This is a genomic window from Geothrix fermentans DSM 14018 (assembly GCF_000428885.1).
Lineage (GTDB): Bacteria > Acidobacteriota > Holophagae > Holophagales > Holophagaceae > Geothrix > Geothrix fermentans.
This window is the reverse complement of record NZ_AUAU01000007.1, coordinates 161,823-175,104: the sequence shown is the minus strand read 5'-3', so window position 1 is coordinate 175,104 and position 13,282 is coordinate 161,823. Positions and strand designations below refer to the sequence as shown.

General features: G+C 69.3%; 14 protein-coding genes. 9 read left to right on the top strand and 5 right to left on the bottom strand.

What is annotated here, in order from left to right; translation table 11 throughout:
• Positions 1–26: 26 nt before the first annotated feature.
• Entirely contained in the window at positions 27–2,435 is a 2,409-nt protein-coding gene (locus tag G398_RS20120; RefSeq protein ID WP_084511884.1) for a response regulator, read from the bottom strand.
• Positions 2,436–2,669: 234 nt separating this feature from the next.
• Here G398_RS20120 and uppS point away from each other — a divergent pair, with 234 nt between their 5' ends.
• The 5 genes from uppS (at position 2,670) to G398_RS0102650 (ending at position 7,025) form a co-directional block, all read left to right on the top strand.
• Complete coding sequence (gene uppS / locus G398_RS0102670; protein ID WP_043483156.1) at positions 2,670–3,356, top strand: polyprenyl diphosphate synthase; 687 nt, start codon at positions 2,670–2,672, stop codon at positions 3,354–3,356.
• Entirely contained in the window at positions 3,356–4,240 is an 885-nt protein-coding gene (locus G398_RS15700) for a phosphatidate cytidylyltransferase (protein WP_052571227.1), read from the top strand. The genes uppS and G398_RS15700 overlap by 1 nt, the downstream gene beginning before the upstream one ends.
• A gap of 27 nt (positions 4,241–4,267) precedes the next feature.
• Positions 4,268–4,651 (top strand): GxxExxY protein, encoded by a 384-nt coding sequence (locus G398_RS0102660; protein WP_026852450.1) that lies wholly within the window; start codon positions 4,268–4,270, stop codon positions 4,649–4,651.
• A gap of 68 nt (positions 4,652–4,719) precedes the next feature.
• On the top strand, positions 4,720–5,874 hold the full coding sequence (gene dxr / locus G398_RS0102655; protein WP_026852449.1) for a 1-deoxy-D-xylulose-5-phosphate reductoisomerase: 1,155 nt from the start codon (positions 4,720–4,722) through the stop codon (positions 5,872–5,874).
• A 14-nt stretch (positions 5,875–5,888) separates the two neighbouring features.
• Entirely contained in the window at positions 5,889–7,025 is a 1,137-nt protein-coding gene (locus tag G398_RS0102650) for a M50 family metallopeptidase (protein WP_169720603.1), read from the top strand.
• Here G398_RS0102650 and G398_RS15695 read toward each other — a convergent pair.
• Positions 6,979–8,412: a two-component system sensor histidine kinase NtrB gene (locus G398_RS15695; RefSeq protein WP_052571225.1), complete on the bottom strand. Its 1,434-nt coding sequence runs from the start codon at positions 8,410–8,412 to the stop codon at positions 6,979–6,981. The genes G398_RS0102650 and G398_RS15695 overlap by 47 nt on opposite strands.
• A gap of 125 nt (positions 8,413–8,537) precedes the next feature.
• Between G398_RS15695 and G398_RS0102640 the strand changes: the two genes are divergently transcribed.
• Positions 8,538–9,068: a glutathione peroxidase gene (locus G398_RS0102640; RefSeq protein WP_211229031.1), complete on the top strand. Its 531-nt coding sequence runs from the start codon at positions 8,538–8,540 to the stop codon at positions 9,066–9,068.
• Between the two features lie 101 nt (positions 9,069–9,169).
• Here the strand turns inward: G398_RS0102640 and G398_RS0102635 are convergent, their stop codons facing one another.
• On the bottom strand, positions 9,170–9,856 hold the full coding sequence (locus tag G398_RS0102635) for a MarC family protein (RefSeq protein WP_026852446.1): 687 nt from the start codon (positions 9,854–9,856) through the stop codon (positions 9,170–9,172).
• 28 nt (positions 9,857–9,884) lie between these two features.
• Here G398_RS0102635 and G398_RS0102630 point away from each other — a divergent pair, with 28 nt between their 5' ends.
• The 3 genes from G398_RS0102630 to G398_RS0102620 all read left to right on the top strand — a co-directional run bounded on the left by G398_RS0102630 (position 9,885) and on the right by G398_RS0102620 (position 11,364).
• The gene (locus G398_RS0102630) at positions 9,885–10,499 is read left to right on the top strand and encodes an acyltransferase (RefSeq protein WP_026852445.1); all 615 of its coding nucleotides are present in this window, start codon (positions 9,885–9,887) and stop codon (positions 10,497–10,499) included.
• Between the two features lie 166 nt (positions 10,500–10,665).
• Positions 10,666–11,019 (top strand): hypothetical protein, encoded by a 354-nt coding sequence (locus G398_RS0102625; protein WP_026852444.1) that lies wholly within the window; start codon positions 10,666–10,668, stop codon positions 11,017–11,019.
• Positions 11,020–11,163: 144 nt separating this feature from the next.
• Positions 11,164–11,364 carry a hypothetical protein gene (locus G398_RS0102620; protein WP_026852443.1) on the top strand — a complete coding sequence of 67 codons (201 nt, stop codon included), beginning with the start codon at positions 11,164–11,166 and terminating at the stop codon, positions 11,362–11,364.
• 9 nt (positions 11,365–11,373) lie between these two features.
• Here G398_RS0102620 and G398_RS0102615 read toward each other — a convergent pair whose 3' ends face one another.
• Positions 11,374–12,321, bottom strand: coding sequence for a bifunctional riboflavin kinase/FAD synthetase (locus G398_RS0102615; RefSeq protein WP_043483154.1), 948 nt, complete (start codon positions 12,319–12,321; stop codon positions 11,374–11,376).
• A complete protein-coding gene (locus G398_RS0102610) occupies positions 12,321–13,265 on the bottom strand; it encodes a TerC family protein (protein ID WP_084511882.1) in 945 nt (314 codons plus the stop codon). Before G398_RS0102610 ends, G398_RS0102615 begins: the two co-directional genes overlap by 1 nt.
• Positions 13,266–13,282: the final 17 nt, after the last annotated feature.

Below are 13,282 nucleotides of genomic sequence, written 5' to 3'. Positions count from 1 at the left end.
CCCCATTATGACGCAACGGGGGGAGCTCACGCCTCGATCGGAATCTCTACCAGGTGCTCAAGGCTTTGTTTGAGCTGCTTTAGATCGAAAGGCTTACCCAGGAAGGGCACCTGGTTCGCCTCCAGGAAGGCCCGGGTCTTCGCGTCGAAGGAATCCCCCGTGGTGTAGAGGATGCGCCGGGTCATCGCGGGCCGCCGGGCCTGCAGCCACTCGTAGAGGTCCATGCCCGACAGGCCGGGCATGCGGATGTCGGAGACGATCAGGTCGAAGGCTCCGGTCTCCAGGCGCTGGATGGCCTCCTCGCCCCTGCCCGCCGACGCCACTTCCAGGCCCCAGACCTGCAGGGCGTCCACCAGGCACTCCAGCAGGAAGGACTCATCGTCCACCACCAGGGCCCGGCGCCCCTGGAGCCCGGCCCGGGACGCGGCGGCTGGGGGCGCATCCCCCGGCCCCTCCCCGGCCTGCAGGGGCAGCTCCAGGAGGAAGGCGTTCCCCAGGCCCTCCTGGCTCCGCACCGTGATGCGGCCCCCGTGCTGCCGGGTGATGATCTGGGCCACGGGCAGGCCGAGGGCCTCCGGCGTGGCGGCGGAGGCCGGGTCGAAGAGATCCGCGAGGCTGGCCTCGGGCAGGGGGGCGCCCGAATCCTGGACCACCACCTGGATCTGGCCATCCACCGTGCGGGAGGCGACCCGCATGCGCTTCGTGGCGCTGGTGGCCACGGACTGGATCCCGTTCAGCAGCAGGTTGGCCAGGGCCTGGCGCATGAGGTCCGGGTCGAAGGCCGCCTCGGGCAGGGCGGGGTCCAGGTTGAGGTCCAGGGTGGCGCCCACCCGCCGGGCCTTCAACTCCACCAGGGCGGCGACCTCCTGGATCACCTGGTTGAGCTGGCCCTGGACGCGGGCGGGGGCCGGGGGGTTCAGCACCGTCTGGAGGGGGCCCAGCAGGCCCTGCACCGAGTCCACGGCCTTCACCAAGCGGGCCGCCTGGTCGGCCTGGTGGGGATCCAGGGCGGATTCGGAGATGAGCCGGGCCTCCAGCAGGACGGGTGTGAGCCGGTTGGCGGCCTCGTGGAAGAGGGCCGGCACCAGGCGCCCCAGGGCCTCGTGCTTCTGGGAGTGGACCAGCAGGTCCTCCAGGGCCTGGGTCTCGCTGATATCGCGGATCAGGGCGGACAGGGCGATGACACGGTCATCGGCCCCCCGCACGGGCGCGTAGGTGATGCTGGCCGGGAAGGCCTGGCCATTCTTCCGGACGCGCACCGTCTCCGGGTCACGGACCACCTGCCCGCGGCCCACCTGGAGGGTGATCTGGTCCAGCTCGCCCACCAGGTGGGCGGGCGCCAGCTGGGTGATGCCGCGGCCCATGATCTCGGCCCGGGCATATCCGAAGATCCGCTCGGCCGCGGTGTTCCAGGTGAGGATCTTGCCGTCGGGCGCGAAGGACACCACGGCCTCGCCCATGTTCTGGACGAGGCCCTCCAGGTACTTCCGGGTCTTCTGGTTGTCCTGGTTCACCCGCTCCAGCTGGGCGTAGAGCTGGCCCAGCTCCTCGTTCTTCTTCTCCAGGGCCTCCTTGGCCTGCTTCAGCTCCGAATAGAGGCGGGCGGTCTCCATGTTGGACTTGAGGGCGTTCTCCAGCAGCTCCTGGGGGTCCGCCGCCCGGCCCGGCTGGAGGTCGTCCACGCTCACGTTGCCGTGCCTCAGCACCGTGGCGTCCGTGGCGGGGGCCAGGTCCGCCGTGGCCCCGGGGGGGGGCTCCGGCGGCGGCGGCAGCTCCCGCAGGGTCGAGCGCACATTGGACTCGATGAGGGCCAGCATCTCGTCGAAGTCCTTGATCTTCTTGTCCAGGTGGTACTTCTTGAAGGTGTAGCCCACCGTCTCCCGGGTGATGGCCAGGAAGGTGTCCAGCACGCCCGTGCCCCGGTTGGCCACGGACTCGAAGTAGGGGACGCTGCGGAAGTTCAGGCGGCGGTTCATGACGCCCACGGCCATGGCATCGGGGAGGTCCCGCTTGTTGTACTGGAGGACGAAGGGGATCTGCTTGATGTTCAGCCGGTTGGCGTTGAGGTTGTGGTAAAGGTTCGAGAGCGAGTCCACGTTGTCCTGCATCTTGGCTTCGCTGGAATCCGCCACGAAGACCACGCCGTCCGCCCCGCCCAGCACCACGCGCCGGCTGGCGTCGTACTGGACCTGGCCCGGCACCGTATAGATCTGCAAGTGGATGGAGTTGCCGTAGACATAGCCCAGGTTGATGGGCAGCAGATCGAAGAAGAGGGTGCGGTCCTCCTGGGTGTTGACGGAGAACAGCTCGCCCCGCTGCCGGTCCGAACACATGGCGTGCAGCGACTGCAGGTTGGTCGTCTTGCCCGAGAGGCCCGGCCCGTAATAGACCAGCTTGAGCAGGATCTCATTGGCTCGGGTGTTGAACTGAACCATGGGTTCGCCAGGGAAAAATGTGGAGTCAAGCCTATCACGGGGCCTTTGGGGAACCGGCCGCTCCCCAGCTCTACGGCAACCCGCGTGATAGCATGACCTTTTTCACCTTTCCGAGGTTTCCGGCGCGATGACCGTCCCGACTCACGTCGCCATCATCATCTCGGTATCCCCTGCGGGGATACGCGAGGCCGCCCACGAGGAACCTGCCGCTCTGGATTGGCGTCTAGGCCCACGATGACTATTCCGACCCATGTGGCCATCATCATGGACGGCAACGGCCGCTGGGCAGCGCAGCGGAGCTGGCCCCGCATCAAGGGCCACAAGGCGGGTGTGCAGGCGGTGGAGCGCATCCTGGAGGCGGCCTCCGATGCCGGCATCCGGCACCTGAGCCTCTACGCCTTCTCCACGGAGAACTGGAAGCGCCCCCCCCAGGAGGTGGCCGCCCTCATGGCCCTCCTGCGCATGTACCTGCGCATGTTCGTCCACCAGCTGGCCCGGAAGGGCATCCGCTTCCACCACCTGGGCGCCCTGGAGGGCATGCCCGCGGGCATCCAGGCGGACATGAAGGCCCTGGAAGAGGCCACGGCGGGGAACACGGGCATGGCCTTCCACCTGGCCGTGAACTACGGCTCCCGCCTGGAGCTGGCCCAGGCCGCCCGGCGCTGCGTGGCCGACGGCCTCCGCCCGGACCAGGTGGACGAGGCGGCCCTGGGGGCCCGGCTCTGGACCGCGGGGGTGCCGGACGTGGACCTGCTCATCCGCACCAGCGGCGAGCACCGCATCTCCAACTTCCTGCTCTGGCAGTCGGCCTATGCCGAGCTCTACATGACGGACCTCCTGTGGCCGGACTTCGGGCCCGCGGAGCTGAGGGAAGCGCTCGAGGACTACGCCCAGCGCGAGCGGCGCTTCGGGGGGATCTGATGGAACGGACCACGCCCAAGGTCGACACCCGGAACATGACCGTGCGCATCACCACGGCCCTGGTCTTCGGCGTCTTCTTCTTCAGCCTCCTGTGGTTCGGCGACCGGCCCTGGGCCCCCTGGACCTACCTGGCCCTCATGGCCCTGGCCACCCTCGGCGGCGTGCGGGAGATGACCCTCATGGCCCGCGCGCGGGGCTTCAACCCCTCGCTGGCCGCCGGGACCCTCGTGGCCTGGGGCGTCCTCGGCCACTTCTTCCTGGCCACGGGGGGGCAGGATCCCCTGCCGCTCTGGCTGGTCTTCGCCGGCGGGGCCATGGCCATCCACTTCGGGGCCCTCTTCTTCGACCGGAAGCTGGAGGAGGCCCTGCCCAGCCAGGCCATCACCTGGCTCGGCGCCCTCTACATGGGCTTCGGCCTGGGCTTCCAGCAGAAGCTCTTCATGCTCCAGGGCACCCTGCCGAAGACCGGCAGCCGCCTCATCCTGGCCCTCTTCATCATCACGTGGTTCGGGGACAGCGCCGCCTACTTCGTGGGCACCTTCTTCGGCAAGCACAAGCTGGCCCCCCGGGTCAGCCCCAAGAAGAGCTGGGAGGGCGCCGTGGGCAATCTGGCCGGCAACCTCCTGGGAGCCCTCCTCATGCAGGCCACGGTCTGCCCCGAGTGGACCCTGGTCGATGTCGCCGCCCTGGGCCTGCTGTTGGGCGTCGCGGGCCAGCTGGGCGACCTGGTGGAGAGCACCTGGAAGCGCAGCGCCGGCGTGAAGGACTCCTGCGTGGGCGTGAGCATCCCCGGCCACGGCGGCGTGCTGGACCGCGTGGACAGCCTGGTGTTCGCGGCGCCGGCACTGTTCGCCTATGTACACTTTGTACACGGGTTTAACTGATCTCCACGAAGGACACGAAGGAACCGAATGGACACGAAGGAACTGCGCTTCAAGGACGAGGTGTTTGCCATCGTCGGCACAGCCATCGAGGTCCACCGAGCCTTGGGTCCGGGTTTTCTCGAAGCCGTCTACGCGGAGGCCTTCGCCAAGGAGATGGCCCTTGCGGGAATTCCCTTCGAGCAGGAGGTGCTCCTTCAGATCCACTACAAAGGCGAGCCGCTGAAGAAGACCTACCGGGCTGACTTCGTGGCCTTCGGAGCCATCCTTGGGGAGCTCAAGGCCGCCGATGGCCTCGGCGAAGCCGATCGCGCCCAGATCCTGAATTACCTCAAAGCCACGGGGCATCCCGTCGGCGTACTCCTGAATTTCGGCCATCACCCCAAGCTTGAATGGGTCCGAATGGTGAACTGATCACCTGAAGAGCCTTTCTTCGTGCCCTTATTCTTTTCTTCGTGTCCTTCGTGGAGATCCTTTTTCACATGCGCCACCTCGCCCTCCTCGGCTCCACCGGGAGCATCGGCACCTCCACCCTGGACGTGGTGCGGGCGCACCCGGACCGGCTGTCGGTGGCGGCACTGGCGGGGGGACGGAACCGGGAGCTGCTGCGGGCCCAGTGCGATGAATTCCGGCCCCGCTGCGTGTCCGTGGGCTCCAGGGAGGACGCGGAGTGGCTGCGCTCGGCCCTGGCCTACCGGCCAGAGGTGCACTGGGGTGACGAGGGCCTGCTGGCCTGCGCCCTCCACGGTGAGGCCGACACGGTGGTGGCCGCCATCGTGGGCAGCGCGGGGCTCGCCAGCACGGAGGCCGCCCTGCGCGCCGGGCGCCGGGTCTGCGTGGCCAACAAGGAATCGCTCGTGGTCGGCGGGGCCCTCATGCACGAGGCGGCCCGGGCCGGCGGCGGGGAGCTGCTGCCCGTGGACAGCGAGCATGCGGCCCTGCACCAGCTGCTGGACGGCCGAGATCCGGCCTCCATCCGCGAGGTGCGCATCACCGCCAGCGGCGGCCCCTTCCGGGACTGGCCCCTGGCCCGCATCCAGGCCGCCACCGTCGAAGAGGCGCTGAACCACCCCACCTGGAAGATGGGCCCCAAGATCACCATCGACAGCGCCACCCTCATGAACAAGGGCCTGGAGGTCATCGAGGCCTCGGTGCTCTTCGGCCTGACCGCCGATCAGGTGGCCGTCACCGTCCATCCCCAGAGCCAGGTGCACGCCATGGTGGGCTTCCACGACGGCAGCTACCAACTCCAGGTCTGCGCCAATGACATGAAGCTGCCCATCCAGTACTGCCTGCTCTACCCGGACAAGCAGCCCGGCCCCGTGGCGCCCTACCCTTGGGAAGAGAGCCGGGCCTGGACTTTCGAGGCCCCGGACCTGGAGCGCTTCCCCTGCCTGGGCCTGGCCTTCGCCGCCCTGCGGGAGGGGGGCACGGCCCCGGCCCTGCTGAACGCCGCCAACGAGGTGGCCGTGGCCGCTTTTCTCCAGGGCCGCCTGGGCTTCTGGGATATCCAGGCCTGCAACCGGGACACCCTGGCCCGGATCCCCGCCGAGCCCCTGGGTTCCCTCGGGCAGGTGCTGGATGCGGATCGGGCCGCGAGGCGTCATGCTGAAGGATGGGTCCGAGCCCGGGCCTGACCTTTCGGATGTCCATGAACCGCTTCCGCCTGTCCCTGTCGTTCTGCTTCGCCTTCGCCGCCGTCTCCATCGCCGCATTCAAGCTGCCAGGTGCCGGGTTCTGGGGCCCCGTGCTCATGCTGGGGGGCCTCATCTTCCTCCACGAGGGGGGCCACTTCCTGGCCGCCAAGTGGATGGGCATGCCCGTGGAGGTCTTCTCCCTGGGCTTCGGCCCCCGCCTCCTCGGCTTCAAGTGGCGCGAGACGGACGTGCGCCTCTCCCTCCTGCCCCTGGGCGGCTACGTCAAGCTGGCGGGCTTCAACCCCGAGGAGCCCGGCGCCGAGGATCCCTACGGCTTCCTCCAGCAGCCCTTCGGCAAGCGCATGCTCTTCTACAGCGGCGGCATCCTGGCCAACCTGGCCACGACGCTGGTGCTCTTCGGCTTCGTGGGGGTCCACCAGGCCCGCGTCACCAAGGTGCAGGAGACCTGGACCGTGGTGGAGGTGGTGCCCGGCAGTGCCGCCGAGCAGGGCGGCCTCAAGGTCGGCGACGAGCTGCAGAGCATCGGCGACCTGAGCTTCCCCGGGGCCCAGTGGGAGGCCGCAGTGGCCTACATCCAGAGCCACCCGGACCAGCCCGTGCCCTTCCGCCTCACCCGGGAGGGCCGCCCCCTGGCCTTCCCGCTCACCCCCCGGAACGAGGGCGGCAAGGGCCGCCTGGGCTTCATGCCCCTGCCCGTGGCCACGCCCCTGGAGTTCCGGCCCCTCCAGGCCGGCGACCTCCTGACCGGCGGCCGCTATGCCGTGGAGACCTCCTGGCGCCTCACGGGCCAGGTCTTCGGCTTCCTCAAGCGCCTCGTCACCTTCCAGGCCCGCAGCGCCGAGGTGGCCGGCCCCATCGGCATCATCAAGCAGGGCAGCCGCGCCGCCCAGCACGGCTGGGAGACCTTCCTCTTCATGTGCGGGGCCATCAGCCTGCAGCTGGCCATCCTCAACGCCCTGCCCATCCCCGCCCTGGACGGCGGCCACATGGCCCTGCTGGCCTTCGAGCGGGCGCGGCGCAAGGACCTCACCATCGAGCTGAAGGAGAAGATCCTCACGGGCGGCTTCGTCCTCCTGGCCTCCCTCATGGCCCTGGTGATCTTCCTGGACCTGATGAAGCTGCGGAAGTAGCGGCCCTTTCAAGCGGTGGCACGTCCGCCCCCGCCCGGGGCAGCAGGATCCGGAACGTGGTGCCCTGGTCTGGGGCAGTGTCCACCCGCAGGGTTCCCCGGTGCTGGCGGACGATGCCGTGGACCATGGCGAGCCCGAGTCCCGTGCCGCGCCCCTTGGGCTTGGTCGTGAAGAACGGTTCGAAGATGTAAGGCAGGATCTCGGGGGGCATGCCTTTCCCGTTGTCCGACACCTGGAGTTCCACGTACTCGCCCGGCCCGGCTTCCATCCAGGCCGCGCAATCCCTCTCGCTGAGGGTCCGGTTCGCCGTGGCAAGCGTGATCCGGCCGGGGCCCTGAATCGCATCCCGGGCGTTGACCACCAGGTTCGTCAGCAGTTGCTCCAGCTGGGTGGGGTCCACCCACGCGGTCCAGAGGTCCGCACCAGGGGTCCAGACCAGCTGGATGTGCTCGCCCGCCAGCCGCTCCAGCAGGGGGAGCAGGTCCGCCACGGCCTGATTGAGGCCCACTTCCCTTGGATCCAGCGGCTGCCGGCGGGCGAAGCCCAGGATCCGGGAGGTGAGGTCCGCCGAGTGCCGGGCCGCCCTGACGATCTCCTCGAGGTACTTCTGCTCGGGGCGCCCCTCGCCCAGCCGGAAGAGGGCGAGGTCCGCGTTGGCGACGATCACGCTCAGCATGTTGTTGTAGTCGTGGGCCACGCCGCCGGCGAAACGGCCGAGGGCTTCCAGTTTCTGGGCCTCGAAGAGCTGGGCCTGGAGCTTCGCCCGCTCGCGCGAGTGGCTGTCCTGTTCCGTGATGTCGCGTCCGATCCCCAGGACGCCGATCAGGGTGCCGGACGGGTCCAGCATGGGCGTCTTCAAGGTCTCGAGCAGGATCCGGCCGCCGCCGTCCGCCAGGGTGACCCATTCCTCGTTGGCCCGGGGCCCCCCTGCGGCCATGGCCTCCCGGTCCTTCTGCCGGAAGAAGTCCGCCTCCTCCTTCGGGAGGAAGTCATGGTCGGTCTTCCCCTGGATGGCGGCCTCCGGGGCCCCGAAGAACCGCTCGAAGGCGGGGTTGCAGGCCAGGTAGACACCCTGCGGATCCTTCAGCCACACCATGTCGGGGATGGTGTGGATCAGGGTGCGGAACTGGGCCTCCCGCTGGGCCACGCGGGCCACGAGGCGCCGCACCATGAGGAACAGCATCGTGGCGGTGACGGCCACGAAGGCCCAGCCCTTGAGGATGCTCAGGGTCGTCATCCAGCCCGGATCCGCCGTGAGGGCCTGCACCAGGCGGTCCGAGAACAGGATCCAGATAGCTGAGAGGACCGCATAGGTCAGCGCGATCCGGGCCGCCCCCGTGACGGCGGTCTCCGGTGGCGTCGGGCGGTACGGGCTGGATTCGGGCATGGGGGGTCCAGTCGATCCAAAGGCTAACGCAGATGCGCCAGGAGATCGCGGCTTCCGGGTGTTTTTTTCCACGCCGGGCACGGCGCCCCGGGGGGAGGCATCCAACCCAGGTCCCCGGAGGTTCTTTGCGCGCCGCCCTCGCCCTCTTCCTCGCCCTGTCCCTGCCCGCCGCCGAAAGGAAGGTCCCCATGTCCCTGCACGAGATCACCCTCCGCACCCTGGACGGGAAGTCCCAGTCCCTGGCCGCCTACAAGGGCAAGGTCGTGCTGGCCGTGAACGTGGCCAGCGAGTGCGGCTTCACGCCCCAGTACGCGGGGCTGCAGAAGCTCTACACGGACTACAGGGACCGCGGCCTGGTGATCCTGGGCTTCCCCTGCAACCAGTTCGGGGCCCAGGAGCCCGGCACCGCCGCCCAGATCGAGAGCTTCTGCCAGAAGAACTACGGCGTGACCTTCCCCCTCTTCGAGAAGCTGGACGTCAAGGGCGCCCACCAGGCGCCTGTGTACCGGTTCCTCACCGCCAAGCACGGCGAGCCCGCCTGGAACTTCCACAAGTACCTCGTGGGCAAGGACGGCCAGGTGCTCCAGGCCTTCCCCAGCAAGGTGGCGCCCGAGAGCGCCGAGCTGCGCGCGGCCATCGAAGCGGCGCTGAAGTAGGAAAAGCCGAGGGCGGAACACAGAGGCCGCAGAGACTCACTGAAGGCACAGAGAAAGCTTTCTTCTGTGTCCTCTGTGTTCCAGCTCTTTGACGTCTGGGGTTACTTCGTCGCCACCACGGCCGCCGGCGGGGTCTCGCGCATCTCCAGGTAGAGGGCCTTCACGCCGTTGATGAGGAACTGCATGGCCACGGCGGCGAGGATGAGGCCCATGAGCTTGTTCACCACCTTGGTGCCGATGGCGCCCAGGCGGGCGAACACAGCCGGGGCCTTGCGCAGGAACAGGTAGACGATCCAGGTGTTCAGGAGGATGGCCAGCAGCACGACGCCGTACTCCAGCCAGCCGATGCCGGCGATCATGCCCATCACGGTGGAGAGCGTGCCGGGTCCCGCCACCAGCGGGATGCCGAAGGGGATGATGGCGAAGTCCTCCGGCAGCTTCCGGCTGGCCTCGGCCTTCTCGTCCTCGGTGGTGCGCTCGCGGGGATCCTCGCCGTAGAGCATGGAGATGGCGCGGTAGAGCACCAGCACGCCGCCCACGAAGCGCATGGCCAGCGCCGTGAAGCCGAAGAGGCTGAAGATGAACTGGCCCACCAGCGCGAAGGCCAGCATGGCCGCTCCCGCCGTGAGGGCGGCCTTCTTCGCGCTGCGGCGCAGGGCCGGCTGCTCCATGCCCGTGGTGGCGCTGGCGAAGATGGCCGCCGCGCTGATGGGGTTCAGCACCGAGAACAGCGATGTCGCCACGCCGAGGGCGAAGGACCAGGTGGGCAGGGGGCCGAGGTGGGGCATGGCCTACTGTAGCCGCTAGGATGAAGCCATGCGCGACCTCGAGGCCCTCCGCGAGCAGCACCAGCGCCGCCTGGCCTGGATGCCCTGGCTCTACTTCGCCCTCAAGCCCCGGCACCGCGCCTGGGCCGAGGCCTGGCAGGCGGAGGTGCAGGCCCGGCTGGTGGCCCAGGAGACCGTCACCCTCGGAGCCGGCTGCTTCATCGCGCCGGACGCCGCCATCTTCGGGGAGCCGGGCCGGGGCGTGGTGCTCGGCAACCGCTGCGCCATCGCCGCCCAGGCCTTTCTGCACGGGCCCCTCACCCTCGGGGACGATGTCAGCGTGAACGCAGGCGCCCGGCTGGACGGGGGACGGAAGGGCCTCGCCATCGGCAGCGGCACGCGCATCGCCAGCGGCGCGGCGATCTACGCCTTCGACCATGGGATGAAGCCCGACCGCGACATCAAGGACCAGCCCGTGCGCTCCCGGGGCATCCGCCTCGGCAGGGACGTGTGGATCGGCGCCAACGCCGGCATCACCGACGGCGTCACCGTGGGCGACCACGCCGTGGTGGCCATGGGCGCCGTGGTGACGAAGGACGTGCCCGACTGGGCCATCGTGGCCGGCGTGCCCGCCGTAGTCGTGGGGGATCGCCGGGAGCGCTGACCGCGTCGCCCCCTGCCACGCCCGGGCGTCCCCATGTTGCATTTCGTGCCTGGGCCCCGGTGGGGCCCTTGGGCCAACTGCCCTGATGCCGCCACTTCCCGATCTGGCATGGGTCGTGAGACGCCTTGGCCGCGGGGTGACCGCCCCGCTCCCGCAAGGAGGTCCCATGCGCCGTCTGCTCCTGCTCTCCCTCGTGGCCCTTGCCGCCTTCCCCCTCTCCGCCCATAGCCCCTGGCGCCGTCCCCGCCGCGTCGTGGTGGTGGAGCGCGATGCCTGCGGCGACGTCTACCGCGACGTCTACCGCGACTCCTACCGCCGCTGGGACGATGACGACCGGTGGGAGCGTCGCGGCTATGGCACCTACCCCGGCTACGTCCGGTCCTACCGCGACGACGACTGCGCCGAGGGTCGCGTGGTCCTCCGGCCGCTGCCCCAACTCTTGCCCCAACTCTTGCCCCGGCCCTTGCCCCGGCCTCTGACCCCGCCCTTCCAGGCCCGGGTGGAGCTCTGGCTCCGCTGAGCTCCGGATTGGACAGCCGGCGTCCGATCCCTTGCACGAAGCTGAAGGGGCTCCCTCGAAATTGGTTCAGACTTTTTTTCGCCTCGCCCTTGACTTGAACGAAAAAAAGACGAATATCGTATGAACGGGACAGACGGAGCCCCCATGCGGACCCCTTTTCGCAGTTTCGGCTACAAGTTCAGCGGCTACTTCATGGAGTACGGCCCCCTGGAGGCCGAGAGCCTGGAGGCCGCCAAGGCCCAGATCCGCCAGCGTCTGGGCGTGACCCGCCTCCCCCTGGGCCTCCAGGTCTGGGACCTGGCCGAGCGGCCCCTCACCCGCTGGCGGGTGGCCGCGGCCAGCTAGAAGCTCCCCTCAGCCCCGGTGGGCCGCCCACCAGGCCTTGCCCTCGGCCACGTCCCGCGCGATCTGCACCCGGAGTTCGTCCACGGAGGCGAAGCGCACCTCGCCGCGGATCCGGTGGAGGAAGCGCAGGTGCAGGCGGGCGCCGTAGAGGTCCCCCTCGAAGTCTGGCAGGTGGGTCTCCACCGTGAGGCGCCGGCCCTCGAAGGTCGGCTTCTCGCCCACGTTCGTGAGCCCGAGGCGGACCCCGCCGTGGTGGGGGAGGAAGGCCTCGGTGACGTAGACGCCATAGGCCGGCAGCTGCTCCTGCTCCCAAGCCAGGTTCGCCGTGGGGAAGCCCAGGTGGCGGCCCCGGCGGTCGCCCTCCACCACCACGCCCGTGAGGGTGTAGGGGTGGCCCAGCAGCTCCGCCGCCGCCGCCACCTCGCCGTGATCCAGGGCCTCCCGGATGCGGGTGCTGGAGAGGCGGCCCCCATCCGGGGCGCGCAGGGCAAGCGTGTGCACGGCGCATCCGTGGGCCGCGCCCCAGGCCTCCAGGGTCTCCACGGTGCCCGTCCGGTCGCGGCCGAAGGCGAAGGCGCGGCCCACGTGCAGCTCCACGGGCGAGAGCGCCCGCCGGACCCCCTCGAGGAACGCCGCGGGGCTCAGCTCCGAGAAGGCGCGGCTGAAGGGGATCACCCAGGCCAGGTCCATGCCTTCGGCCCCGAAGGCCTCCAGGCGCTGCTCCAGGGTCATCAGCAGCTTGGGCTTGCGCTGGGGCGCCACCACCACCGTGGGGTGCGGATCGAAGGTGACCACCGCCGCGCGCAGGCCCGCGGCCCGGGCGCGCCCCGCGGCGAGGCGCAGCAGCTCCCGGTGGCCGGCGTGGACGCCATCGAAGTTGCCCAGGGTGACGATGAAGGGGGCCGAGGCGGGCCCCGCCGCCGGGGCCGTCTCCAGGGTGTGGCGCCACACCTCCATCACTCGGCCCCGTCCTGCTCCGTGGGCCAGGCCAGGCTGGCCACCACGCTCCCGCCCAGCACGGCGGCGATGACCAGGAGGCTGTACTGCACGGGGATGTGCACCCAGTCCGCGATGCACATCTTCACGCCCACGAAGGCCAGCACCACGGCCAGGCCGGTCTTCAGGTGGTGGAAGCGGTCCATCATCTTGGCCAGCAGGAAGTAGAGGCTCCGCAGGCCCAGGATGGCGAAGATGTTCGAGGTGTAGACCACGAAGGGATCCCGGCTCACAGCCAGCACGGCCGGGATGGAATCCACGGCGAAGACCAGGTCCGTCACCTCGATGGTGATGAGCACCAGCAGCATGGGGGTGGCGAAGCGACGGCCGTCCTTATGGGACCAGAAGTGCTCGTGGCCGCCCTTCTCGTCATAGGGCACGAAGCGCCGGAAGGCCCGCACCAGGGGATTCTGTGTGGGGTCCGGATCCTCGCCCTTCACCACCAGCATCTTCAGGCCGGTGTAGATGAGGAAGCCGCCGAAAACGTACATCATCCACTCGAAGCGGTTGAGCAGGGCCGTGCCGGCGAGGATCATCACGGCGCGCATGATCAGGGCCCCGAACACGCCCCAGAACAGCACCCGGTGCTGGTGCCGCAGGTCCACCTGGAAGCTCTGGAACACCAGCACGAACACGAAGAGGTTGTCCACGCTGAGGGACTTCTCCAGCACGTAGCCCGTGAACCACTCCAGCCCCTTCTGGGAGCCCTCCGCCTGGAAGATCAGCGCGTTGAAGATGAGCGCCAGCGTGATCCAGACGGCGCTCCAGAGGCCGGCCTCCCGCATGCTCGGCGCATGGATCTTCCGGTTGAACACGCCCAGGTCGAGGGTGAGCATCAGGAACACGAAGGCGTGGAAGCCCCCCCAGGCCCACCAGGGAGCGGCTTGCAGCAGGGCATCGACCAAAGGATCCTCCAGACATC